Genomic DNA, 26,345 nt, shown 5'->3' with positions numbered 1-26,345 from the left:
TTAAGAGATCTCGGCTCCTAATCGTATTAAGACGCCTTGCAGATTTTTTTCCATTTCTTGCCTGAATGCGAGATGGAGTAAAGCAATCTTTTCTCTTTTTTTCGTGGCGAGAAATCCTGATTCGTCTCTCTCCAGTTTATACCAGATACGGGATTCGCCTAACCCGCTAAAGCGTATGCAGAAATCGTCGTCCTTCAGATCGAATTTGGTAACACTTCCCAATTCCCCACCCGCAATTGCGCGAGTGAGTTTCTTGAGAAATGATTCCGGATCCGATTCTTTTACTCGAATGAGGTTCACGATTATACCGCAAGCATGTAAATGCCTTGGAAGAGTCCTACAATCGCTCCAAGCACAGAGCCGATTAGGATCAATACATATTCGTCTTCTTGGAAGGCAGATCTTAAGATAGGTTCGAACTCTTCTGGTGGGAGATCCTTCATTCTCTTGAACATATTGTTTTCTATGCTCATTGCTCTTCCCATATAGGTTTCTAGTTTGGTGGAACTTCCTGCGAGAGAATCGCTTACCTTGCGGATGACTTCTTTCTTTGTGTTCTCGAAATCGGAGTCTTCTCCCTTATTCTCTGTGTCTAATTCACCGCCTAGATTCAATCTCTTAGCTGCGGTTTCTGTTTCGGATTGGATGGTTTCTACGAGTGTTCTTGCAGCTCTCTTGTATAAGATCTCTTCGAGAACATTTCTTGCGGTTAAGACTTGGGTTGCGAACACATTGGAATATTTCTTGGAAACTTCTTCTTGTCTGGCTAGGAACAAGCCTCTGTATTTGATCGGTCCGACTCTTTTCTCATATAGAGGACGAAAGATCATGGTGAGTGCGACCCAATTCGTAATATAACCTACAATGACTCCTTGGATAGGAAGGGTCCACCAGATAGGAAGATAATTCCAAAGAACTGCCTGAAGTATTCCTAAGGCACCCCCTAGATACCAGCCGCATCTTTCTATGAAGGTAAATTCTTTAGAGCCGACTTCTTGGAAGATGTCCACGATTCTTTTTACGTTGGGACCGGTAAGTTTGCGCAATACCAAGGAGCGGAAATTAAAAACAGAAGATACATTCTCCTTTACTTGGGTCATGATATTCTTCACTGTATGAGCGCATTTCTCTTGGACAGCTCTTACGATCTCTTCTCCGTGACCGTTCTCCAAATGTTTTCTCAGATCCGGATTGATATGATGTACGATCTCATGAGTAGCAGAAGGAATGAGGTCATTCAATACAGGTTGGAACTCTGTCTCTAATTGTTCCGGGTCTACCTTGGAGAAGAAATCCTCCACCTTGATCAACCTTTCCGTCATGATATTCACGGACTTCAGCGCCAGTTTCTGAGCCTTCTTAGGAACGATCCCTTGCCATCCTAAATATGGAGGAATTCCTATGAATTCGAGGGGATAGAAGGTCATTTTCAGAGCGACTACGTTTGTGAACCAACCTACGAACCCGTAGGTAAACGGCATCATGATGATTCCGATTAATTCTTTGTTTTGACTTAAGAAGGATAGATCCATATTTTCGATTCCTGTAGCGTACGTTATAATGCTTGGTTCTAATGCAAAGTCCCGTTCCGAGGAATGCGCTGCAAGTTATTTTTCCCAATTTCCCGGAACCGAAACGGGAGATCCGAAAAAAAGATTTTTTAGAGTCGAATGATATTCAGGAATGGGTATCCCGCTTGGGTCTTGTATGAAGTCGTCCTTCTTTCCAAACTGGTGTATTTTAATGGAACCTTCCGGTTTGATCCAGAGGACAAATCTTCCTTTAGATTCCTGGTTCCAGATCCCAATTTCCCATTTTCTGCAAGGCACGGAGCATATACAAGGCGAGAAGGGGACAGTCACATTGAGTTGGCAGCCTGGAAAGAACCCAAGATCCTTTCCGGAGAATATTACTCTTTCTGCAAATTGGTCTGTCACTCATGGAATGGTTTGGGTGGAGCTGGAACCTCAGGAAGAAAATTCCGCTTCTATCATAGAGAACTCGTACTGGAAAGAATTTCTTGCGAGTGATCTTCCCTTTAGGCAGATCTTTGAGACAAATCAAACGATCAAGTGGATCATAGATCCGGACAGCGGAGATATTCTCTACGTGAACAATGCAGCCTGCGTGTTCTACGGTTATACTAGAGAAGAACTCTTAAAATTAAAGATCACAGACATCAATATACTGACCAAAGCGGAAGTATTCGAGGAGATGAAGAGGGCTGCCTCCGAATCCAGATTGTACTTTTTGTTCAAGCATAGGCTTAAGAACGGAGAGATCCGAAATATGGAAGTATACAGTGGTCCTCTTCAGTTCGGCGGCAAACGAGTGTTATTCTCCATTCTTTACGATGTTACGGAAAGAATACTCGCCACCTCTCTTCTGCAAGCGAGTGAAAAACTATATCGTTCGTTGGTGGAGAATGCATCCGATTCCATCATTCTTACGGACATTCATTCCAAGATATTTGAAGTGAACCAAAGGATGACTGAATTACTCGGGTTTACAAAGGAAGAACTTCAATCCTTGTATCTAAAAGATATTTTGGATGAGGAAAGTTGGACACACACGAAAGAGAAGATCGCTAGCTTGGAGATCGGAAAGCCCGTCATACTTAGCCGGAAATTTAGAAATAAGTCCGGAACTATTTTGGAGACTGAAGTAAACGCAGTTCGGATTGATGAATCCCGCTATATGGGGATCGTTAGAGATGTCACCGAAAGAAACTTGATGACTCGTTCTCTCGAGAGATCCTTAAAAGAAAAGGAATCTATGCTGCAGGAGATTCATCATAGGGTTAAGAACAATCTTCAGGTAATATCCAGTCTTCTTGGTCTTCAATCAGAGAATACAGAGGATCCGAATCTGAAAAAGATCCTAATGGAATGCGAGAATCGGGTGAAGTCTATGGGTTTCGTTCATGCGGAACTATATCGTTCTGAGAATCTGGCTGCTGTGGATCTGGAGCACTATTTTAGTACTCTCGTTTCCCATTTGATTCGGGTTTACGGAGCCTCTCAAAGAGTAGAGCTTTCTTTGGATCTGCATTCTTTGGAAGTTTCTATAGAAAGGGCCATTCCTCTGGGATTGATCCTGAACGAGTTAGTCACCAATTCATTGAAATATGCCTTCCCAGAAGGAAGAAAAGGAAAGCTCGAGATCAGAATTTTCCAAGAAGATTCCTGCATTCTATTCTGCTATTCGGATGACGGCGTCGGATTTCAGATAAAAGACTGCGAAGGGCCGGATAGTATAGGGATGCAATTAATCGAGATCTTATCCATGCAACTCAAGGCAGGCTCGGAGTTCACTACAAAAAACGGAGTAAATTTCAGTCTTAGAATTCCGGACCCAGTCCTTGGAAAGTAGCTTGATGGTTTTTTTCTAGGCGAGAGACTCGGTCTTTGGTAAGGAACAAATGCAACACACTAAAGAAGAAATCCTACACCAGATCTATTTATTTTCCAACTTTACGATGGATGAGTTGGCTAAGATCGCAGAGCAAACCAAATATAAGGTTTTAGAACAGGGTGAGTCCGTATACCAAGAGGGGAACGAGGCAAAGGCCTTTTATGTGGTCATGTACGGGACCTTGAAAATTTTGACTTCTACCGAAAAAGGCGACGATGTGAACGTAACCACGATCGCTACTGGCGATCATTTTGGAGAATTCCCTTTCTTAGACCAAGGAAAGAGAGCCGGAACAGTAGAAGCAATGGAAAGATGTGAACTTCTCGAAATCCCTTTCGATCATCTACAAAAGATCTTAGACGGAGATCCAGGACTCGCTCTTAAATTCTACAAAGGGATCACCAATTATCTAGTTAAGAGAATGAGACTCTTGACTCATGATTTGGCTTACGCAAGAGAATTAAAGAAACGTTATTTGTAAGAACTATAAAGAAAGAATATGAAGAAGAGAATTTTAATCGGCGCCTTACTCTCCCTTACGATCCTATTCGGATCCGTTTCCTGTACTGAAACTCTGGTAAAGACCGGAATCGGTTATGAAAGATGGAAGGCGGATCTGGACAAGAAAGATCTTCAGATTGCTCCTTGGCATTGGGTTTACTTAGAGGGAGGAGAAGGATCCGAAAAAGTCCTTTTGGTTCATGGTTTCGGCGGAGACAAAGACAACTGGACCCGATTCTCTAAATGGCTCACTCCAGAATACACTGTGGTAGCAATGGATCTTCCTGGGTTCGGAGAGAACGAAAGACTCCCAGATCAGGATTATAATGTTCAGGCTCAAGTTAAGCGTTTAGATGAATTTGCTACCAAGCTAGGCTGGACCAAATTTCATATCGTTGGAAATTCTATGGGTGGTGCGATCGCTGGGGTGTATGCGGCGACGTATCCTGAAAAAGTGATCAGCCTAGGATTGTTTGCGCCTTCCGGAGTCAATAGCCCTGAAAAGAGCGAGCTCGCAAAGAACTTGGAAAAAGGAAAGAACAACCTTGTTTCCAATACACCTGAAGAATTCCAAGAAATGATCAATTTCGTTTTCGTAAAGCCTCCTTCGATTCCTTCTTTCCTTACTTCCTATTTCGCGGAGAAGGCGATCAAAAGCTCCGAATTCAATAAGCTCATATTCAAACAGATCCGTAAGGGAGATTTTCCTCTCCAGGAAAGAATGAATAAGATCAAGGCAAAGACTCTAATCTTATGGGGAGATACTGACAGAGTTCTCAGTGTTTCCGGAGCACAAGTATTAGAAAAAGGAATATTAGGATCTAAGAAAGTAATTCTTAAAGATATGGGACATGCTCCCATGCTGGAGAGACCGGAAGAAGTCGCAAACGTCTACCGGGATTTTCTAAAAAAATAAGATCCTAAGTTTGAAGGAAGGCTTTTTGCCTTCCTATATATTGGATGCGTTCCGGGGTAGTGATGGCGCTAGCCAAACTTTTCAATTGGTTCAAGGATCGGAGTCTCCGGAAAAAGATAGAAAGAGAGATCCGTGTTCTCACGCCGGTAGTTTCTAATGATTATATCTATCGAATAGAAGTTTCCGAAGACGGAAACCTGCAACTTACCTGGGTCAACGACGCATTTCTTTCCTTCGCTAAAATGAGATCCGAGGACTTGGTCTTTCTTCGGAACAGTCGCGATATGAGTAAATTCCATCCGGACGATCATGCGCTTGTCGAAGAACGTATTAAGTTTTTATTAACCGGTCTTTCTAGGGTGGATGAATATCGTGTATTCGGTCCGGAAGGAGAAATCATTTGGCTAAGGGATCATGGTCGTCCGATCTGGGATAGTGATAAGGGAAGGGTCACTCAAATTTACGGTTCCGTTCAAGATATCACTGAAAGAAAGAAAAACGAGATCATTCTTAAGGACCAGCTCTCTTATATTAGTATTTTATTAGATAGCACTGAAGACTGGGTGATCCGAGTGAATCAATCCGGAAGGATTCAATATGTGAATTCCTCCGGAAGGACAGAAATACATAAGCAGTTCGGGATCTTATTGAACCAGGATGACAAGGTGCTTCCTTTTATTTCGGAAGATCATAGAGAGATCTTTCTTGCACAATTAAATAAGGCATTTTCCGGTGAAAAGGTTAAATGGCATTTTAGTAAATTATTTCCCACCGATTCTAATTCCGAATTAGAGGCTTCCTTTGCTCCTCTGTTGAGAGAAGGAATGATCAAAGAAGTCGTTCTTTTCTTAAAAGACGTTACTCTCCGTACAGTCTGGGAAACCGCACTTCTCGCGAGCGAAGAAAAATACAGAAGACTTGTAGAAGTTTCTCCAGACGGGATCGGTCTTCATGCCGACGGAAAGGTGCTGTATATCAACGAGGCCGGCCTCAAGATGTTAGGCTATAGTTCTCTGGAAGAAGTGGAAGGAATGCAGATCATCGATTTTGTGCATCCTGATTCCAGACAAGTCGTAGGCGAAAGAGTACTTCGTGCAATGCTCAAATCGGAACCTCTGGAACCTATCGAAGAGAAATTTATTCGAAAAGATGGATCCGAGATCCCTGTGGAAGTATCTGCAGTCGCCTTCGACCAAAGAGGCAAGAAGTTCATGCAGGTCATCGTTCGGGATATCACCGAAAGAAAGAAAGCGGACCAAGAACTTGGGGACCTGAGAAGAAAGATCCTTCAAACAAACGACAGATTGCAAGCGATCATAGAAGGGGTAAAGGATTCCATTTGCGCCGTGGATATGGATTTAAGGATCATCTCCTGCAATACTGCATTCGAATTGTTGGTCTGGAGATTGTACGGTCGTAGAATGACCGTCGGAAATCGTATTTATGATATGGCCATGGACAACTCGGAAGAGATGGAGATGATCATCCGAAATTGGAGTAGGGCCTTGACTGGAGATGTCTTTAAGATAGAGAGAAAGGTCTCCGGATTGATCAGCGATAATGTATTAGAAATTAATTATAGTTCCATTCGGGACGATAGCCATAATATGATCGGAGCGACCCAGATCATCCGCGATGTGACCGAAAGATATCATTATGAAGAAACTCTTAGAAAATCCTTGGAAGAAAAGGAAGTAATGCTGAAAGAGATCCATCATAGGGTCAAAAACAATCTTCAGGTAGTTTCCAGCCTTCTCAGTCTCCAGACGGATTTTACCGAAGATCCTAAACTTGTGACGATCCTAAAGGAATGCGAGAGAAGGATACAATCCATGGCTCTTGTTCACAAGGAGCTGTATCAAAATGATACAATCGCAGACGCGGATTTTACGGAATACTTGAACAACCTACTTGTCGCTCTTGTGCAATCCTTCGGTGCAAACCGAAAGGTGGAATATTCCATCGAATCCCAAGACATACGATTGAATCTGGATTTTGCGATCCCTCTTGCTTTGGTGTTCAACGAACTAGTTTCCAATTCTCTAAAGTATGCTTTTCCGGGAGAAAAGAGAGGCCAGATCTATATAGGTCTGAACAAGTCGCCGGAAGGTATTTCGATTCTTGTGGGGGACAATGGGATCGGTCTACCTAAGAATTTCAATGTGCGAAATTCGGACGGCCTAGGATTGCAACTTGTAGGAATGCTGCTGGATAAGCTGAAAGCGAAATGGGAATTGGTCCCAGTCGAAATCGGCACTAGATATCAGATCCAAGTTCCCATTTCCAAATAACGTAACTCTTTCTAAAATCCTTGCCTATCCTCCCAGATCGAAAAGCCTGGAGGGGAATGAATCTCATATCTGTAGATCGAGTCGCCAAGTCCATCGGCGAAAAGCAATTATTCAGCAATCTTAGCTTCGGAGTAGACGAGGGCGAAAAGACAGGCCTACTCGGGATCAATGGCTCCGGAAAGTCTACCTTGCTTAGGATCCTTCTCGGCATAGAAGAACCGGATAGCGGAAAGGTTGTCCGGAACAGAGAATTGAAAATCTCTTTCTTGTCTCAATTTCCCGAGTTTCAGCCTGAGAATACGATCTTAGAACATATACTTTCCGGTTCAGGCCCCTTACTGGAAACGGTCCGACGATACGAGAAGGCATGCCTGCTCTTGGAGAAAGGCGGAGAAAACGCCGAAAAAGAATATCACGATGCTATGGAAGAGATGGATTCCAAACAAGCCTGGGAATTGGAAGCTAGATTAAAGAATATATTAAGGGAATTGAATATACCTGACGTGACTCGCCGGATGGGGGAACTCTCCGGAGGAATGGTCAAGAAGGTCGCCTTAGCCCAGGCCCTTACCGAAGAATCCAATCTGCTCGTATTAGACGAGCCTACCAACCATTTGGATATAGACGCAATTCTTTGGCTCCAGGATTTCTTGCAGAATACGGATAGAGCAGTCTTACTAGTGACTCACGACAGATACTTTCTGGAAGAAGTAGCCAATCGGATCCTGGAGATCGATCGAGGAACCTTTAGGGTCTTTCCGGGAAATTATGATCTCTATCTGGAGAAGAAGGTAGAGATGCAGGCTATCGAAGAAAAGGAAGAGGCAAAGAGAAAATCGTTTTTACGAACCGAGTTGGAATGGTTGAAGAGACAACCTAAGGCAAGAGGAACCAAGCAAAAGGCGAGAACAGATAGAGTAGTCGAGGTCCTGGAGAGAAAGAAAACCGGAAAAGACATCGTATTAGACATCTCAGTTTCAGGACGAAGACTGGGTGGAAAAGTATTAGAACTAAAGAATATTAAGAAAGCATATACTACTACTCCTCTTGTAGGAGGATTTTCCTATGTTTTTAAGAGTAAAGAAAGGATCGGTATCGTAGGTCCGAATGGCACTGGAAAGACAACTCTCTTGAATATGATCACCGGAAGAGAAAAGCCGGACTCAGGAGATGTTTCTGCGGGCCTAAACACTAACTTCGGTTATTTCGATCAGATGGGAAGGGACCTTCCTAAAGATAAGAAAGTTCTGGATTATGTGAAAGAAGAGATTGCTCCGAATGTAAAGATGAGCGATGGAACAGTCTGGTCCGCTTCCCAGTTTTTAGAGAGATTCCTATTTCCTTCCCAATTGCAGCAAACTAAGATAGAAAGACTTTCCGGAGGAGAGAAGAAGAGACTGTATCTAGTACTTCTTCTCATGAAGAACCCGAACTTTCTAGTTTTGGATGAGCCTACAAATGATCTAGACATTCCAACGTTATCCGTTCTTGAAGAGTTCTTGGATGATTTTCCGGGTGTGGTTCTCGTTGTTTCTCACGATAGATATTTCATGGATAGGGTAGTGGATTACCTATTTATTTTCCAAGGAGAAGGAAGGATAGATCGCTTTCCCGGGAATTATTCAGATTATTTGGAATACAGAGAATACGAAGAGAAAGAAACCAAGGTTGCTTCTCCCAAGCCGATCGAAAGGCAAACAGAGTCCTCAAAGAAGAAAGGCTTAGGTTACCAAGACAAGAGAAAGCTAGAAACACTCGAAAAGGAAATCGCTTCCTTAGAAACGGAAGAAAAGGATTTAGTAGAGAAGCTACAGTCCACCGATCCAGAACTCGCAAGAAAATCGGGCGAACGGCTTACTCAATTGCAGGAAGAACTTCTTTTGAAAGTAAAAGAATGGGAGGATCTTGCTTCCAAAGAGTGAATCACTTCGTGGAAATTTACAAGGACTAAGTTTTAGTCAGGTTTTATCTTACTACTGACAGTTCGCGTCCGTCTCGTAAACACCGACGGAAATAGAATTTGAACCTGAAGGCGCCAGAGAATACGCAGTAGTCGTTCGAGTGTGCAGATCGAAATCCGTCATAAAGAAAGGTATCAAGTAGGCAGGAAGATAGGAAGATATATTTATTCCTCCATACATAGACGTGCAAGGAGTATTGCTTGCGCTAGGCGTTCCAGTAGTGGAATTAAATCTCCATATATCCGAGATCTGAGCGAGCCCGGTGATCGATTTAAACATAGGATTATCGCCGTAACTATTGTTATAGGTTCCGATTCCGGCAGAACTCAGAGGAGTCAGAGCGACTCCCAACAGACAGCTGGAGGACAAGGTAGTATTACAGAATGTATACTGGGTCGCGCTTACTAGGATAGGAATTCCCACATTGAAATTATTCCCCAATACGTTCGTTGCGCTAGACGGGGAATTCAAGAAGTAGAGACCGACCCGATTGCCTAAAGCAGTTCTACCAAAGATCTGGTTATTGAAGATATTATATATATTTCCTGCTGAGGCCTGAGAGGAAATACCGACCGCATCTCCCACAGTTGCCGCGCTGGAATTGCCCACATAAATATCATTATTGAATATATAGACCGAACCCATGCTCGAAGTGGATGCAACGGTAATTCCATTCGATTTTGCTGGAGCAATTGCCGCAAAGATATGTTGGTATGCGTTAATCTTATTCTCAGCGATCCCGACCACGGAGCCGCTTGCAATATTGTCCATTTGAATTCCGGTGCTGTATCCGCCTGTGGTCGTGAGTAGGCCGTCGAGTATATTATATAAAATGAATGTAGCATTCGCATCATCCAAGTGGACCGCAGCGGAAACGGAAGAGCCAGAATCCCCTCGGATCCAGTTTCCGATAATGACGACGTTCTTGGAGGAGCGCACTAATGTTCCCGTTCTTTCTCCGGCTGTGGCGCTCGCTGCTCCTTCATAGCCATAGATAAAATTGTCCGAGATGCGGATCTGTCCCGAGTTAAACGCTGCTCCATCCACAAGGATTCCTGTTGCGTAACTCGCCGAAGAATTGATTTGTATTCTAAGATTGCTCACCGTTAAACTGATCGAAGCAGGATTTAAGAGTGCTGTAGTAATATTGATCGGACTACACATAGTAGTGTAGGAAGTCCCGCAAGATGAGGTCTGGTCCTGAATGATCGTAGGATAAGTAGATACATCTGGTCCTAATCCAGATCCGAATCCGCTCGGAAACCCGCCTACGAGAGAAGTCTTTGCATCCAATTGCAATTGGGATGTGATCGGATACGTTCCTTGTGCGATATAAACGGAGCAAGATGCTGCTGCTCCGCAAGAAGTCAATCCAGCTTGGATGGTCTGACAAACGTTAGTCGTGCCATCCGTGCAATTATTCGAATCGCTACCGGTGTTTATATCCACATAACGTATATTGCCCGTCGCTGTGAATTCATAATAGATCGGATTACTTCCGTTGATCGGTTGACCATCCGAGGTGCATCCCTGCAATTGCAAGACACTGTCGCCTCCAGTTCCCCAAAGAGTGGTAGGGTCTGGAACAATAACGATCTGATTGTCATTCGGAGCAGTTGGATAAATGATCGTAGGCTGAGGAGAAAGGCTGATCACATCCTGTCTGGTAGAAGAGCCTGTCGCCAAAAAGGAACAACCGGACAGAGATCCATGATACGATAGATTGATTGCGATCTTATCCGCTCCTCCCACAAGATTGGAAGAAGGAAGAAAGCTTAAAACACTAATACAATCCACCTTAATGGTCATATCCATCGTCATAGAGCCGCTTCCGTCGGCATTCGGGAAGAAGCAAGTATGTCCCGTCGGAACAGATGCAAAAGTAATATTATAAGTAGCAGTATCTCCGATCTGAGTCGCGAAAGTTTTGTCTACTGTTGTGTCGGAAGAGAAGCTCAGAGTGTCAGATAAACTTTGGAGCACAAGATGAGAAGAAGCTGCTATCGTAGGATCCAAACCGAATACTCTTACGGAAAGATTATGAAATACCAAACCGCAAGTAACGTAAATCGTAGTAACTGGATACTTTAGAGGACCATTTGGATTGCTAATATTGCAAGTCAATTGAGGAGAGACTGTAGGAACAGTCACATGAACTCCGTAAGCGGAACCTAGCTTAACCAAGGTAGGAAATTGTTGAGTGCCATCTCCCGTATAAGAAAGAATCTCACCCAGATCGTTATAGACAGTTAAGGTCCCGCCACTCGTCCAACCGTTTACTTCTACATTGACAGGGACGGGTGCAGTATAAGCAATATAGCTGGGTTGGAAGGTAAGAAACTCCAGAATGCTTCCGCTATGCGGACCAGAGTAACAACCAAAAAGAAATAGAAGACCCACGCCACCGACGAGGGAGCGGTAGAGTTTGCGTATCATAAGCATCGCCCCGGCCATTCTCATTTCCCTATTAATAATAAAACAAATTTCGATGCGTTGAATTGCATCTTAATTCTAGTATTGTCCTTCTAAAAAAGAAGGACTGTAGTTTTGGCTTATCTAAGACAAAATTTATATCCTCTTCTCTTTGCAAGAAGGAAACGCGGCTGCGAGTTTCCTATTACTTGAGAGATTCTTTTTGCGTCAAAAGTGTGGCAGTCAAAAAGAGACAAAATGTCATTCTGATATTGGAAAATCTTCTATTTTGAATTAGATTTTTAGAATATATAAATTCGATTAACTAGAAGAAGGCGATCTATGAATCGTAATCAAAAAGTAATGAATCGAATCGGATCACCAGGCAAACTGTACGCCGATTTCCGTTCTTTGGAATAGCCCTGTGGAGTTACCCAAAGAGTAGGCATTGGACTGGTTCGAGTCTCTGAGATTTCGGATCAGAGGAGAAACAGTTACGGGAGCTTGGGTTCCTTCTACCTGGACTTCCTTATTCCCCGCAAAGAATCCTGCATCCATTAAGTTTAATATATAAAAGAGACCGACAACTCCGATGCCGATTTCGAGCTGATTGTAGTCAGCCACAGCCGTAGAATATTTGGGGGCGATCTGGCTATAATTATAAAAAGCTAAAGTAAAGAAAGTTGGATTGCCGGAATGGATGAATGCATAGTTGTACATGACATTATTCTGTCTCGCAGCCGACAATGCGTGGCTTGCGTTTAGGTAAGAATTTCCTTCGCTAGCTACGTAAGCTCCAGCTCCCAAGAGAAGAGCAGGGAATAAGAAGGTCCTAAAATTGGACTTGTTTTGATAATACTGACCCCAACCTGGAACGATCGCGGATCTCGCTACAGCACCGTAGTCGAATCGGAATGGTGCCGAAGAGGTTTGTTTCTTCTGTTCCTTAGATTCTAATGCCGCCAGCTCGCTTTCCGTTTCTGCTACGAAAAGATAGTTTTCCTTTTCTGCGACTTTATTCCTCGGATTCTCCACTCGAACGGAAACCGCTCCTTCCGGAGGTTTTTTCCGGTCTACAGTGACTAGAATCGTTTCGGAGTTCTTCACTTCTATGGATTTGATCGAGACTTCATTTCCTTTAGAATCTTTTAATACAACTTTAGTAGCGTCAGTGAAGTGTTTTCCTTTGATCTCGAATGTATCAGGAAGATCCTTGTTTAGGAATTTATTCTTCTCTGCGCTGAGTATCTCCGGTTTCTGAGATAGGATTACTTCGAAAGGGATCCAAGTGGAGAATACGGAAACCCTTCCGTAGCGATTCAATACACCGATTCTATGTTCATAGGTTCCTGGCGGAAGTTCCAACTGGATCTGAGTACCGTTCGTTTTTTCGCGAGTGATCTTTCCTCTAGAGTCTTTGATCTCTACTACGTATCCGCCTGCATCGGGGATCTGCCTCCATTCCAATTTGACGCCTTCTTCTTTGGAATAGATGGGAAAGGATAAGAGGAAACAAACTCCTAGAAAGATCCAAGAGAAAAGAAAACGCAATGAGTGAGCATTTCTATTCAACATAGAATTCCTTGGGAGTTAAAATCTCCGGAGCCTTTAGAGTAGCCGATACTACCACGTCAAAATCTCTGGAAAGAGGCAAGGTGGTCCGCAACGCTCCGGAACTGTCCCGGTATTTCGCGCTGAGTTTCCACTGGTACTTTCCTTCCTTCAATTTGTATAACTCTCGGAAGTCGTAAGATTCTCCTTTTATTTCCTTTTTAAATACCGTTTTCCAAGCTTTTTTATCGGATTCTAAAAGTTCAAGTATATAGGCCTCGGCTTTTCCTTCTGTTTCCCAATAAAAGGCCAAGCTTTCCTTCTCATCCAAATCTACCTTATCTCTATCCCTTGGGTATAGTGGAGTGACAAAAGGTGCGGAATCCGAGGTCTTAAATCCTGAGACTGGACTTACTACCAAGACTTCTCCTTCCGGAGAAATTAAGGAAACTTTCCAATAGAAATCGCCTGGGCCAGGAAGAGTGACATTGCCCAGTCCAGAACGAATTGTAGTATCTACTACCTTAGAATTGAAATTCGAATCTTTTGCGACTTCCAATTTGTAATTTCCAGTAGGATCCGGTCGGTCCCAACGGAAGGCCAATTTTCCATCTACAGGATGACCTAACTCGGTCCCATCTTTGGGGAAGGCTAGACGGATCGGTAGCAAAGGTTTAAGAACGAAACGATTGATAGAAGAAGAGATTTCTCCTTCTCCCTGGAATGCAGCTCTAACTCTCCAGAAATATCCACCTTCTTTCCAATCATATTCAGGTTTCATGAAATTCGAATTGGTGGACTTGGAGAATATTATATTTTTGAAATCCGCATCACTTGAGATCTCCAAGGTATAGGATTTGAATTCTTTACTTGCGCTCCAACTGAAGAAGGAACCTGTCTTAAAGATCCGGATTCCTATCTCTTCTCCGGAAAGAGGTTTGAGCAATTTAGGAGGCTCTGCCTGAGCCGATTTTCGAACGGAGAAGGAGACAGGATCCGAATTCAGCTCGGCGAATCCTTCTCGATCGGAAAACATTCTAACTCTTGCATAGAATTGTCCTTCTGACTTAGGCTCCCATTTCGAGAATCCGGCAGAAGAATCGTTAGAATATGCGATTTGTTTAAAGTTCGCATCATCTGCAACTTCTAACTTGTACTTAGCGGCAGGATCTGTAGTGATCCATTGAAAACGAACGGAAGGCGCAGCGCCAGTACTATACGAGAAAACTTCCTTAGAGGAAGGGGATACCAGTTTAGGTTTGGACCAAGAAACTAATTTAAAATTCTTAGAAGCGCTGTATTCTTCCTTTCCTGACTGAGGATTCTTTCCAACCACTCTCCAGTAATAAGATCCATTTGATAATACGATGCTTGCTGCAGTTCCCGCAGAATTGGCTTTTTTCAGACCGGTGCGAAAACCGGAATCCTTTGCGACTTCGAGTCTGTAATTTCGAACTCCTTCCGCAGGTTTCCATTCGAAACGTACTTGCGCGGTCTCCGTTTTGAGAGGAAGAGCCGATTTGTCTAGAGGAGCCGTCGTTTCCAAGTTCAATACTCGGACCTCTATTTTTCCACCGTTCAGATCTGCGGATTGGTTCTTTCCGACTACGTTTTCACCCGAAGCAGAAACGATCTTTGCCTCTCCTTTCTTTACTTCTAAGTTGAGACCCTTGTTCTCGTCCTTGGATAGCTTTAGATCGGAATTTCCGAGAGCGATTTTAGTATCGCCAGAGCTAATCTGCAATTTACCTGCACCCGCTCCGGTCGCAGAAAGAGACCCAGAAACGAAACTGATCTTGTCAGTGTCTTCCACTAAGATCATACTTCTTTCATCCAAGCGGATCTCTGCGGAATTATCTCCATCAGTAAAAAGTAATACTGCTTCTGCACCTTCTTCCGTGCGGATAGTGTCTCTGTAGCGGATCGGATCGGACTCGTCCAATTCCTCCCAAACCACTTCTGAATCAAGTTTTCGTAATATTTTAAGCTGCTTGGATTTGAGCTCGCCTACGATCTTATTATTTCCGGTCTTTGGACCTGCGTTTGCGTAGAGATAGAGAAGCCCTGAGAAGAAAAATAAAAGTAAGACTAGAGCTGTAACGACGTAGCGGCCGTCAGTCAAGAATTTCATACTTCAGTTCCTCTTCGGCGTCTCCTGCTTTTGCTTTTTTCTTAGATTCGTATTCTATACCCAGACGTTTTCTGAGCTCGTTTAAGTCTGTCGGGCGATCTGGATCATCTTTTCTGCCCAAGACAGCAAAGATCTGTTGAGGATCTTCTTTTCCTTTTACCTTGATCGCTTGCATTTTTTCTACAGCGAATATATCTCTCACTCTGTCGTAGAGATCTTGAGTAATCAGTACGTCGGTGCCGAAAGGCTTATTCAATGCTTCCACACGAGAGGCGAGGTTGACCGCATCACCGATCACAGTATATTCCAATCTTTCTTCGGAACCGATCTGACCGGCAATCACCGGACCAAAATTCAAACCGCAACCGATCCGAATGATAGGCTTCTTATCACCGCCTCTTCCTTGGTTGAATCTTATAAGAGCCTTTCTCATGAGAAGCGCTCCGTTCACTGCATTCTCTGCATCGTGATCCGAGCTACGAACTGCTCCCCAGGTAGCCATGATCGCGTCTCCGATGAACTTATCCACGATACCGTGGGTTTCATTCACGCATTGCACCATCTCGGTCATGTATTCGTTCAAGAATTCGACAACTTCTTCTGGTTGCAGCTTTTCTGAAATAGCCGTAAAAGAGCGAATATCGGAGAAGAAGATGGCACACATCTTTCTTTCTCCTCCCAGAGTTAGCTCCTTGTTTAGGACCATCTCCGCGATCTCTTTGTTAACGAATCTTCCTAATGCGTCTTTGACCTTTTCTCTTTCTTCGAGACCCTTGCCCATGTTCACGAAGTAATCTGTCAAAACTCCGATCTCATCTCTGGTCGTAGAGCGGATTCCGATTCGGAAATTTCCCTTGGCGATCTCGACCGTTGCGTTCAATAGTTTTAATATAGGAATGGTAATATTCCGAGCTAAGAAGAATACGATTATCAAGGCCACACATAGTGCGATCGCCATAATGAGAAGGTTCTTTGTCTGGATCCTATAGACCATCTCGAATACTTTCTCTTCCGGAACGCTAACGATGACTCCAGCGCCTCCGAATCCAAGCTTCTGATAAGAACCGTAGAATTTCGTCTTTGTGCTATCTTCGTATCTTGTCTGCTGGCTATCCTCTCTTACAGAAGAAAGCATTGTCTCAAAGATAGGTAGATCTGCCCAATTCGTTTGAGAGGCCAGAAGTTGCAGATCGTGATGAGCGATCAGATCCCCGTCTCCATTGATCAGAAAAGGAACGTTAATATCCTGTTTTTGGAATACAGAGAGAAGTCTTTCCGAACGAATTATATAGATTAAAATAGAATTACTAGAAGCATCATATACGGAGATAGAGAAGGTAGGTTCTTTGAAATTAGGAGTGAGGTTATCTATCCTTCCTCCTGATTGCACCGATTTGATAAGAGAGGATTCTTTCTGTTCGATCGCTGCATCTAATTCATTGCGATTCGAAGAAATCCCTTCCAAATAAGAATCGTTATAGAGGACTACTTTCTTCTTCAGCTTTTGGCCCTGGGGAGAATAGATCCCCGCTAACAAAAAGTCAGGTTCGTTCCTAAAGAATAGATCGGCATAGGCTCCCGGTCCTTTCGGATCCAAGAGTTTTTCGGTCAAGGTCTTGCCCTTGTCACGAATATCCTTTAAGTCGGATTTCACTTTGATCCCTAGGATATTAACAAGAGAAAAGTTTGTTTCTAATACCCGGACTTCGTAGTTCGTCTTGAACTCGCTGGATGCATACAAGATCACAGTGGAAACTGTTAAGGTAAGAAGAAGGGAGATTACAGCCATTAGTTTTAGCTGTAGAGGGAATTTCGCGCTCGTTCTAAGCGCTTCCTCAGAAGTCTTTTCCGCTTTTTTCTCGGGTTCCTTTTTAGGAGCTTTCTCTTTTTCTAATTTAGGAGAAGGTAATGTTTCTGCTTTGTTTTCTGACTCGGCGGAAGAGGGGACGGTCTCCGTCCCATTCGAAGCTGGTTTTTCACCGGAAAAAACGGTGTCAAAGGAAATGACAGGTTTTGTTTCGAGTGTTCTGAACTCGTCGGACTTCTCTTTGATCTTAGGAATTTTTTTCTTTCCGTTCGAATCCTTTCCATTTCCGTTTTGAAATACTCCCAGCTCTATTCCTGAAACTGCGAGAGGAAGTTCCTTTAGAAAAACAGAAAATTCTCCCCTTGTGCTGTCCGGAATTTCCTTAGGCGCCTTCTTTCTGGAAGCATAAGATTTGAATTCTCCCAAGAGTCTGTCTTCGGAGTCGCCTGCAAGGCTAGGAAACCATGCAGCCAATTCACCGGTCGCAATATGAGGATAAGAGGCTAAAACCATTTTGGAAAGAATGACTTCCCATCTTTCCGCTATCTCAGGAGGAATTAAGAATAGAACATTAGATTTTGCTGTTGCAGAAATTAATTTCCAAGAGGAGAAGAATACAGATTCATTCGTTTCCGGACCGGGAGGAACCTCTAACGCAAATAATTTCCATTCCCCTGCATGCAATGTTTCTTCGAGTTCGGTAACCAAGGAAGAACCTTTTTCGGAGAATACGCAAACAATCGTCTTGATCCCTTTTTCTGCCCAGGCATAGAGTTGCGACTGATCTTGGATCCTATCTGTAGCAGGGATCCAAAATGCGACCGCACCGTTCGGGCCAAAAGGAATGTATTTAGTGGATGATGGCATTGCTATTATTATCCCGGATTTTGGTCTAAAACGAAAATTTCCCTAAAGGAAATGGAAAAAAAACGCCCGTCTAACGGAAAGTAGATTCCGGATTTCCTCTGTTAAATTATCGGTAGAATTGCCTTCCAAATTGAAAACAAGTCGGGGAAAGAGATTCTGCGCTAAATTGTCAGATTTGGTTGATCGCTTAAACGACTAAAGGATTTTGGATCCGGAGGAAAAATATGGCAGTTGCAAAGTTTAAAACCAACCGGGGAGAATTCTCCGTTTTATTGGAGGACGAAAAGGCTCCAATTACGGCCGGCAATTTCATTCAATTAGCCCAAAAAGGCTTTTATAACGGCCTGATCTTTCATAGGATTATCGCCAATTTCATGATCCAAGGCGGTTGCCCAAGCGGAACCGGCACTGGAGGACCTGGATATAAGATCCAAGACGAATTCCATCCGGATCTCAAAAACAAGAAATATACGATTTCAATGGCGAATGCCGGTCCGAATACCGGAGGCTCTCAATTCTTCATCAATGTAAGAGATAACCTCTACCTGGACAATCGACATGCAGTTTTTGGTCACGTTTCCGAGGGAGAAGACATAGTTCAGTCGATCTCCGAAACTGGAACTGGCCCAGGTGACAGACCTCTGCAGCCAGTCGTGATTGAAACCATCGAGATCATTTAAAGAATCCCTTACTTAGGGGACTATTTTCTGATTATGTGGAAAATCATGTTGAAAAAATCGAAATATGCTTGAAAATATCCTATTTTCGCCATAATTGAGAGTCCCTTCCGGAATCGCGGTTCCGGCGGGGATTCTATATGGAATCACTCTCCAAAACATTAGGCTATCCTGATCCTTCCATCTACGCTAAGTCTCTCTTAGATTATATCCTCACGAATTCTCCCATCATTCTCTTTTCTGCGGACAAAGGAGGGAATATCAATTTCGTCTCCGGCAAATCCTTAGAGGCCTTGGGTCTAGATCCAAGTTCTATGAAGGGGACTAACTTTGTAGACTATGCGTGGATTGCAGAAATTCCGGAGCCAGATGGAAGTCTCAGGTCCTTAAGCCAGGTGGAAGTCCTGGAGCTAGTGCTCGTAGGAAAAGAGATCAGTGCAGAAATAGAGTTTGGAGGAAGATTCTTTACGATACGTATCTCTCCTGCCAGATCAGTGAGCGGAGAGATTAGCGGGTTAGTGGGTGTCGCTGTTGATATCACCGATAGAAAAGAAGCACAGAATTCATTAGAAAAACGTACTATAGATTTTAAGACAGTGATTAGCAATCTTCCTGTCGTGGTCTTTTCTATTTCTCCGGAAGGACAGATACTTTTATCAGAGGGGAAGGGGCTGAAACATCTAGGACTCGACCCTAAGGAAATTACCGGTAAATCAATCTATGATAGAGCCGAATCTCGTCCGGAAGTATTAGACGCATTTAATAAGACCCTACAGGGAGAAGAGAGTTTATATCATAGCAAGATCAATGATCTTTATCTAGAAACTAGAATGTATCCTAGGCTGAATAAAAAGAAGAAGGTAGAGGAGATTCTAGGAATAGTATATGATATTTCGGATCGGCTTGAATACGAAGCGATGATCCGATTTAATTTGTCTGTCATCTCTCAGGTAAATGATGCTATCATCGCATTGGATGCTGACCAAAGGATTACTTATTATAATAAATATGCTGCTCAACTCTATGGGGTCGGAGAGACCGATTGCATAGGTAAACATTACTCAGTGATGTTTAAAGAAGACTGGATTACGGATGAAAATTATAAAGCTGCTATGAAAGACTGGGAAACAGTCGGCGCTTCTAAGAGAGAATTGATCCATACCTTAAGTTCCGGGAAGAAGATCATGATCGAAAGTAATTTTAAGAAGATCATTCCTGATAGTTTTATTTCTCCCGGACTCATTATGGTGAACCGCGACATCACTGCGAAAAAAGAAGCGAACGAGTCCTTAGAGCAAGCATTGAGAGATCTGGCGAAGACGAATAAGGAATTGGAGCAATTCGCTTATATCGCGTCTCACGATTTGCAAGAACCACTTAGAACCATCGCGAGTTATTTGCAGCTCTTAGAAAGAAAGTTTGAGAAAGATATCAAACCTGAGATGAGAGAATTCATCCGAGTCTCGGTTGACGCCGCAAAGAGACAGCAAGTATTGATCGAAAGCCTTCTTAGCTATTCAAGGGTTGGTTCTTCTTCTCTCAAGAAATCGGAAGGAAATCCGGAAGGAATTCTAGAAGAAGTAGAAAAAGATCTAGGTTCCGTGATCCGAGAGACAAATGCAAGACTCGTATTCGAAGGACCTTTTCCAAATATATTTGCGGACCAGGAACAGATCCGACGTTTGTTCATTAACCTGATCTCGAATGCGATAAAATTCCGCTCTCCTAAGAGAAGTCCTATCGTTCAGATAACTGCAAAAAAGATCCCAGGATTCTGGGAATTTTGTGTTTCTGACAACGGAATAGGAATGGATGCAAAATACTTTGATCGAATTTTTATAATATTTCAAAAACTGCATGCGAATTCCGAATACCCTGGAACAGGGATCGGTCTATCGATATGCAAGAAAATAGTGGAGAATCATGAAGGCAAGATCTGGGTTCGATCCATACTCGGAAACGGATCAGAATTCTATTTCACCTTGCCTGAGGTTTAATACATGAGCGTGCCTAAAAAAAAATATTTTGATATTCTTCTGGTCGAAGACAATCCCGCAGACGTGAGGCTTACAATGGAAGCTTTAGAAGAACTAGAAGAAGAGAAGAGGCTCTTCGTTGCAAAAGACGGAGAAGAGGCGATCGATTTCGTTAAGGGAGAAGGTGAATTTGTAGGGGCAAGCCGTCCTGATCTTATCCTTCTCGACCTGAATCTGCCCAAGAAAAACGGTTTGGAAGTCTTGGAGGAATTGAAGTCGGATCCTGAATTCAAAAGGATCCCTGTTGTAGTATTGACTACTTCCGGTGCGGAAAGGGATATTATGGCGACTTTCAATTTGCACGCGAATTCCTATATCCAGAAGCCTGTTGAGTATGATAATTTTCTCGAGGCAATGGCTACTCTTCGGATCTATTGGTTCCAAACATCTAGGCTTCCGCCAAAATGAGTACGAGAGTCGTTTCCTCTCAGATGAAGCAGATTCTAGTTGTCGAAGACAACCCTGACGATTCCAGGTTGTTCGAGTTGTATCTTATGGAAGCGGATCCTTCCGGAATAAGATTGAGATATTCTGCCACAGTCACGAATGCAATGGAGCAACTCGAAGATTATTCGGATGAGATAGATTGCATTCTTTTGGATCTATCTTTACCGGATAGTTTCGGTCTTCACGGATTCGAGACGATCAGTCGGGCCTATCCTGAGATTCCAATCGTTATTTGCTCCGGGACTGAGGATGAGAATCTTGCATCGGAAGCCTTGAAAGCGGGTGGCCAAGACTATCTCATCAAGGGAAGATTCGATTCACTTCTGCTTTTCAGATCGATCCGATATGCGATCGAAAGACATGATATGCTGGCTAAACTTGAGAAGCAGTCATACCATATCCGAGAAAGCGAGGAAAGATACAGACTGATCTTCGAGAACAATCCTCATCCTGTGCTTTTATATGATATTGCTTCAGAGGGCATTCTGGACTTGAACCAGGAAGCGGAGAGAGTATACGGATACAATCGAAGAGAATTTCAAGGTTTACAATTTCATAATTTATTTGCAAATCCGAACTCGAGCGGAAGCAATCTATTTTCCATTTTGAAATACGGGAAGAATTTGCCAGAGACTCATGTGCATAAGAGAAAGGACGGGACTCCTCTTTTGATGGAGATTACCTCGTATCGATTTCAATTACAGGGTAAGGAAATCGTCTTAGCCATTCTAGTCGATATGACTAAGTGGAAGCAATCGGAAGAATCCCTTCTTCAATCCTTGCGAGAGAAAGAAGCTCTTTTGCAGGAGATCCATCATCGGGTCAAAAATAATCTCCAGATCATGGCAAGCCTTCTCAACTTGCAGGCAAATTATGCTAAGAACAAGGAAGTGACTCGAGAACTTAAGGATACGGAGAGTAGGATCTATTCCATGTCCTTGGTCCATAACGAACTCTATAATTCTAAAAATCTCTCCGAGGTTGGATTGGCTTCTTACGTAGATAAGTTGTTGGATAATTTATGGAACGTGTACGGGATCGGTTCTGAGATCCGTAGAGCCGTGGAAGTTGGAGAACTTAGTCTTGCAGTGGAGAAGGCTTTACCGATCGGGATGATGATCAATGAGATCGCTACCAATTCGATCAAGTACGCGTACAAGGGTAGAAAAAACGGAGAATTTTTTATCCGAGGCATTTACAGGAACGGAGTATTCTTTCTGGAAGTAGGAGATAATGGCGTAGGAATTTCGGATTACGCGGAGATTGAATCCAAGGAGACCTTGGGCTTTCAACTCATTCAGATCTTGTCCAAACAGTTGAAAGCGAGGTTAAATATCCAAACATCCGCGCAAGGAACTAAATTTTCTGTAGAATTCCCTTTTTAGGCTGCGAGAAGTTTTTTGAATTCAGCAATGCAGTTCCTGCAAGCCTCTGCGCAATCTTTGCATTCTTGGTGATGGTCTGCGTGTTTGTCGCATTGGGCTGCACATCTTTCGCAAGACTCAAGGCAAAGAGAAGCAAGTTTCTTAGTTCCTACTGAATGTAGAGAAGAAAGGGTCACAAATGCTTCGCAGAGCGCTGTGGTTTCTTCTACGCTTCTTAAACAGTCCGCCATTTCAGTATGGCCTTCGGAAAGGACATCCACGCACATATTGATGCAAACTCTTCCCTTGACGATGCACTGCGCGGAAGCTTCTGCAGCGGAACCTACCGGCATAGAGTTTGTCTTTTTAGATTTTTTAGAATGTTTTTTGGAAGCATGATCCTCGCCTAATACAGAAGAACTGGCAAGAGTCGCAATTGCGGCAGCACTTAAGCCAAGGATTTGTTTTCTTGAAAATGATTGTTCCAAAGTGTCCCCCTTCGAACCGTTCTAAAATACAGGTGGGAACTGTTTTCGTCGCCTAAAATCGTTTCTAAGAGAGAAAAAAAACCGCTTTCTTTCCAAAACTTTTCATATAGCTTAGTAAAATTCTTTTCTAAAAAGTAATAAGAATTTGAATCTCCCGTCGGATGAAACAATAGCGAAGATGTTTGGGCCAGATAAAGATACAGGCAAAACCGTTTCTCCGCACACAGAAATAGATAGAATTCTGATCCTAGATGATGCTCCCGAAAACTGTCTCTTAGTGGAACGGATCTTAAAGAAGGCAGGTTATGGAGAAGTGGTTTCCACTCAGGACCCGGGCACTGCTATGGAGTGGTTAGGGCTAAGCGGAGATCCAAAGAATAAGAAAGAAATTTCCCTTCTTCTTTTGGACATTCTGCTTCCGGGTGGAATGAACGGTCTAGATATTCTGAAGACCATGAGTTCGAAAGAAGAATTTGCGGACCTGCCTGTCATTATCATTACTGCAATTCATGATGCACAAACCTTGGAGTCCGCCTTCGAGATCGGTGCCATAGATTACGTTACAAAGCCTTTTGATGCGAATGAGTTGCGAGCAAGGGTCCGCTCCGCTCTCAGGCTTCGCCATGAGATGCTGCAAAGAAAGCAGAGAGAAAAAGATCTAGAAGAGATCACCGATAAGCTTTCCGAAGCATACCAGGCACTTCTTAGAGTTTCCAGAACGGATGGACTCTCCGGAATTTGGAATAGGCGCTTCTTCGATGAGATCCTAGAAGTGGAATGGAAAAGATCTTGTAGAGGAGGAAAACCGATTTCCCTCCTTCTTTTGGATATAGATCACTTCAAGAAATACAATGATACCTATGGACACCAAGCAGGGGATGATTGCATCCGAAAAGTGGCGGGAGTCTTAAAAGACACTGCGAGACGGGCAGGAGATTTTCCGGCTCGCTATGGTGGAGAAGAATTTGCAGTCATTCTTCCGGAAACGGACTCGGAAAAAGCGTCTATCGTTGCTGAGAATATTCGGTCCAAGGTTCAGGAATTGCAACTCACTCACGAGGCTTCCCAAACTTCTGCGTATGTATCCGTAAGCATCGGAATCTCTACCAAAACTCCTGGAAAGGAAGAAAAAGATTCTTTAGGCTTTTTGAAAGAGGCGGATATCGCCTTATACCAAGCCAAGGAAACGGGGCGCAACCGAGTGGCTTTATATTCCGCTTGAGATAAGAAGTCGGGCTTTTCGCTTTCAATTTGTAGTAACTTCGACATTGTAACCCAGAATGGAATTTGAAAAGATCAAAATACAAGCGAACGGTCTCGAGTTCGATGTTCTTAAGGTGGGGAAGGGCAAGAATCTGGCCTTATTCCTACATGGGTTTCCGGATGACGCGCGTTCCTTTCTTCCTTTGATGGAAAGATTTTCCGATTCCGACTTTTCTTGTTATGCGCCCTTTTTAAGAGGATACTCCAAGGGATCCGTTCCTTCCGGGTTCAAGGAGGGAAAAACCGGAACAGTTTCTATTGCCGATCTGGCCCAGGATCTGGATGCACTCTTAGATAAGATCAAACGCAAAGAAAATCCGGACAAGGTTCTTGTACTTGGACATGATTGGGGTAGCATTGCAGCGTATGGACTCGCCAATCTTTCTCCCAGATCTTTTGATGTATTGAGCACTCTCTCGGTTCCTCCTCTTCCTGTTTTCATTAAGAATTTATTTACTCATCCATTACAGATTTTCAGAAGTTGGTACATTCTATTCTTCCAATTAAGATTCGGTATTCCTGAAAAAGCCATCCAAGACGGAGATTTTTTAAGAAGGCTCTGGAAAGACTGGAGCCCCAATTGGGTCTTACCCGAAGAACGATTCAGAGAGGTGAGTCAAAATTTAAAAGAGTCGGGAGCATTGAGCACGGCACTCGGTTATTATCGAGGCTTGATGACGCCTGATTCTTTAAAAGATTGGAATCGAGCGAGGGAACTTGTGTTTCGAAAGATCAGTGTTCCTTCGCTCGTGCTCACCGGAGACGATGATCATTGCATCGACAAATCAATGTTCGAAGGAATGGACACTTCTTTCAGAGCTCCTTTCGAATTGCAGATCGTTTCTCAAGCTGGACATTTTCTTCCTTTAGAAGCTCCGGATCGTATTAACTCTTACGTCCTGGAATTCTGGAAAAAGCATTCTTAAGCCCTTCATTTTTTTCCAAAAAGTTGAAATTTGTTTGCGTCGCACTAAGTCTTATTTGTTAATTAACGATAGAGAAACATAGATGGCTATTTTGGATAAAATCGTACAGGAGTTCAAGAATCGATTCTTTGAAACGGTAAAAGTTCCCGTTCAAGTTCATTCTGCTTCCGGTGACTTTCCTGCTACTTGGGAAGGGATCGAAGGAACTGCTCTGAGTTTTACTTTGGATCGTTTTCATCCTGATCCTGAGGAAGGAACAAACGCAGTAATAGAGATCCGAGTTCCTTTTTGGAAAGAACCTCTCCTGTTTTCAGGCAAGCTCTTGGATAAGAAGATGGTTCGTTCCAAATCTCCCGAGAGGATCACGGACACGGTTCTTGTATTCGAGTCGGAACTTTCAGATTTTCTAAAGAAGAATCTTCCTAAGATAAATCTTACTCTTCCTAAGAAATGATCATTTCTTAGGAAGGTCTACTTCTAAGATCATCGCTGCATGGTCGGAAAGGATTGGATCCTTTTTCACAGTTAAACTTTTCAGTTTAGTCTTTAATTCAGGAGTTACGAAGAAGTAATCGATCCTCCATCCTTTATTCTTTCCTCTTGCGCCCGCTCTAAAAGTCCACCAAGTGTATTCTTGTTTGTCAGGATACAATTCTCTAAAACTATCCAGCCATCCAGAAGAGAGAAATTTCGTGACCCAGGCTCTTTCTTCCGGAAGAAAGCCACTACTCTTTGCGTTCCCTTTCGGATCATGTATATCTCTTTCGGTATGAGCAATGTTTACGTCTCCGCAAAGGATGAGGTTTGTATGCTTCTTCTTTAATTTAGTCGCGAGTTTCAGAAATTCTTCTAGAAATCTCATCTTGGCAGCCTGTCTTACGTCCCCAGTAGTGCCGGAAGGAAAGTAAACAGTCCAGATCGCATAAGAATCGAATTCCGCAAGGACGCTTCTTCCTTCCTTATCGAATTCATCCACTCCGATGCCGTAGGTGACTTTCTTAGGTTCTTTCTTTGTCCAGAGACTGACCCCGGAGTATCCTTTCTTTTCTGCCGAATGAAAATAGGCCTTATAACCCAAGCCCTCCCATTGCTCCGGAGAGAGTTGGTCCGGCTGCGCCTTGGTCTCTTGGAAACACACGAAGTCCGGTTTTTCGGAAGAAAGTATATCTCCCAATCCTTTTTCCCAAGAAGATCGAATCCCGTTACAGTTGAGGCAAAAAACTTTCATGGCCCTTGTCCTTAGAAGAGAACCCAGGATTTTCGGGATGCGAAGTCCGGGCAAAGAAAAAATAT

General features: G+C 43.3%; 20 protein-coding genes. 12 read left to right on the top strand and 8 right to left on the bottom strand.

What is annotated here, in order from left to right:
* Both EHO59_RS16190 and EHO59_RS16185 read right to left on the bottom strand, forming a co-directional pair.
* Entirely contained in the window at window positions 1-300 is a 300-nt protein-coding gene (locus EHO59_RS16190) for a hypothetical protein (RefSeq protein WP_135589492.1), read from the bottom strand.
* A 2-nt stretch (window positions 301-302) separates the two neighbouring features.
* A complete protein-coding gene (locus EHO59_RS16185; protein WP_135589491.1) occupies window positions 303-1,532 on the bottom strand; it encodes a DUF445 domain-containing protein in 1,230 nt (409 codons plus the stop codon).
* 151 nt (window positions 1,533-1,683) lie between these two features.
* Between EHO59_RS16185 and EHO59_RS16180 the strand changes: the two genes are divergently transcribed.
* The 5 genes from EHO59_RS16180 (at window position 1,684) to EHO59_RS16160 (ending at window position 9,044) form a co-directional block, all read left to right on the top strand.
* The gene (locus tag EHO59_RS16180) at window positions 1,684-3,372 is read left to right on the top strand and encodes a sensor histidine kinase (RefSeq protein ID WP_246052979.1); all 1,689 of its coding nucleotides are present in this window, start codon (window positions 1,684-1,686) and stop codon (window positions 3,370-3,372) included.
* Between the two features lie 49 nt (window positions 3,373-3,421).
* Window positions 3,422-3,895, top strand: a complete 474-nt coding sequence (locus EHO59_RS16175) for a cyclic nucleotide-binding domain-containing protein (protein WP_135589489.1) — start codon at window positions 3,422-3,424, stop codon at window positions 3,893-3,895.
* 18 nt (window positions 3,896-3,913) lie between these two features.
* Entirely contained in the window at window positions 3,914-4,831 is a 918-nt protein-coding gene (locus EHO59_RS16170) for an alpha/beta fold hydrolase (protein ID WP_135589488.1), read from the top strand.
* 62 nt (window positions 4,832-4,893) lie between these two features.
* A complete protein-coding gene (locus tag EHO59_RS16165) occupies window positions 4,894-7,122 on the top strand; it encodes a PAS domain-containing sensor histidine kinase (protein ID WP_135589487.1) in 2,229 nt (742 codons plus the stop codon).
* A 56-nt stretch (window positions 7,123-7,178) separates the two neighbouring features.
* Entirely contained in the window at window positions 7,179-9,044 is a 1,866-nt protein-coding gene (locus tag EHO59_RS16160) for an ABC-F family ATP-binding cassette domain-containing protein (RefSeq protein WP_135589486.1), read from the top strand.
* Between the two features lie 51 nt (window positions 9,045-9,095).
* On the opposite strand, the gene EHO59_RS16155 is transcribed toward EHO59_RS16160, so the two are convergent.
* The 4 genes from EHO59_RS16155 to EHO59_RS16140 form a co-directional block, all read right to left on the bottom strand.
* Window positions 9,096-11,519 (bottom strand): hypothetical protein, encoded by a 2,424-nt coding sequence (locus EHO59_RS16155; protein ID WP_135589485.1) that lies wholly within the window; start codon window positions 11,517-11,519, stop codon window positions 9,096-9,098.
* 354 nt (window positions 11,520-11,873) lie between these two features.
* Window positions 11,874-13,070 carry an LIC11435 family protein gene (locus EHO59_RS16150; protein ID WP_135589484.1) on the bottom strand — a complete coding sequence of 399 codons (1,197 nt, stop codon included), beginning with the start codon at window positions 13,068-13,070 and terminating at the stop codon, window positions 11,874-11,876.
* Entirely contained in the window at window positions 13,060-15,177 is a 2,118-nt protein-coding gene (locus EHO59_RS16145) for a FecR domain-containing protein (protein ID WP_135589483.1), read from the bottom strand. The genes EHO59_RS16150 and EHO59_RS16145 overlap by 11 nt, the downstream gene beginning before the upstream one ends.
* Window positions 15,161-17,851: an adenylate/guanylate cyclase domain-containing protein gene (locus tag EHO59_RS16140; RefSeq protein WP_135589482.1), complete on the bottom strand. Its 2,691-nt coding sequence runs from the start codon at window positions 17,849-17,851 to the stop codon at window positions 15,161-15,163. Before EHO59_RS16140 ends, EHO59_RS16145 begins: the two co-directional genes overlap by 17 nt.
* A gap of 224 nt (window positions 17,852-18,075) precedes the next feature.
* On the opposite strand from EHO59_RS16140, the gene EHO59_RS16135 reads away from it, so the two are divergent.
* From EHO59_RS16135 to EHO59_RS16120, 4 genes are all read left to right on the top strand, one after another.
* Complete coding sequence (locus tag EHO59_RS16135; protein WP_135589481.1) at window positions 18,076-18,531, top strand: peptidylprolyl isomerase; 456 nt, start codon at window positions 18,076-18,078, stop codon at window positions 18,529-18,531.
* A 137-nt stretch (window positions 18,532-18,668) separates the two neighbouring features.
* Window positions 18,669-20,525 carry a PAS domain S-box protein gene (locus EHO59_RS16130; RefSeq protein ID WP_135589480.1) on the top strand — a complete coding sequence of 619 codons (1,857 nt, stop codon included), beginning with the start codon at window positions 18,669-18,671 and terminating at the stop codon, window positions 20,523-20,525.
* A 3-nt stretch (window positions 20,526-20,528) separates the two neighbouring features.
* On the top strand, window positions 20,529-20,972 hold the full coding sequence (locus tag EHO59_RS16125; RefSeq protein WP_135589479.1) for a response regulator: 444 nt from the start codon (window positions 20,529-20,531) through the stop codon (window positions 20,970-20,972).
* Window positions 20,969-22,396 (top strand): sensor histidine kinase, encoded by a 1,428-nt coding sequence (locus tag EHO59_RS16120; RefSeq protein ID WP_135589478.1) that lies wholly within the window; start codon window positions 20,969-20,971, stop codon window positions 22,394-22,396. Before EHO59_RS16125 ends, EHO59_RS16120 begins: the two co-directional genes overlap by 4 nt.
* Here EHO59_RS16120 and EHO59_RS16115 read toward each other — a convergent pair.
* Window positions 22,393-22,863: a four-helix bundle copper-binding protein gene (locus tag EHO59_RS16115; protein ID WP_135589477.1), complete on the bottom strand. Its 471-nt coding sequence runs from the start codon at window positions 22,861-22,863 to the stop codon at window positions 22,393-22,395. The two genes, EHO59_RS16120 and EHO59_RS16115, sit on opposite strands and share 4 nt — an antisense overlap.
* 229 nt (window positions 22,864-23,092) lie before the next feature.
* Here EHO59_RS16115 and EHO59_RS16110 point away from each other — a divergent pair, with 229 nt between their 5' ends.
* The 3 genes from EHO59_RS16110 (at window position 23,093) to EHO59_RS16100 (ending at window position 25,506) form a co-directional block, all read left to right on the top strand.
* Window positions 23,093-24,085 carry a diguanylate cyclase gene (locus EHO59_RS16110; protein WP_167882140.1) on the top strand — a complete coding sequence of 331 codons (993 nt, stop codon included), beginning with the start codon at window positions 23,093-23,095 and terminating at the stop codon, window positions 24,083-24,085.
* Window positions 24,086-24,143: 58 nt separating this feature from the next.
* On the top strand, window positions 24,144-25,052 hold the full coding sequence (locus EHO59_RS16105; RefSeq protein WP_135589475.1) for an alpha/beta fold hydrolase: 909 nt from the start codon (window positions 24,144-24,146) through the stop codon (window positions 25,050-25,052).
* Window positions 25,053-25,134: 82 nt separating this feature from the next.
* On the top strand, window positions 25,135-25,506 hold the full coding sequence (locus EHO59_RS16100) for a hypothetical protein (RefSeq protein WP_135589474.1): 372 nt from the start codon (window positions 25,135-25,137) through the stop codon (window positions 25,504-25,506).
* Here the strand turns inward: EHO59_RS16100 and EHO59_RS16095 are convergent, their stop codons facing one another.
* Window positions 25,507-26,280 (bottom strand): exodeoxyribonuclease III, encoded by a 774-nt coding sequence (locus EHO59_RS16095; RefSeq protein WP_135589473.1) that lies wholly within the window; start codon window positions 26,278-26,280, stop codon window positions 25,507-25,509.
* Window positions 26,281-26,345 lie beyond the last annotated feature (65 nt).

This window comes from Leptospira semungkisensis (genome assembly GCF_004770055.1).
In the GTDB taxonomy this organism is placed as follows: Bacteria; Spirochaetota; Leptospiria; order Leptospirales; family Leptospiraceae; genus Leptospira_B; species Leptospira_B semungkisensis.
This window is presented reverse-complemented; position numbering and strand designations above follow the sequence as displayed.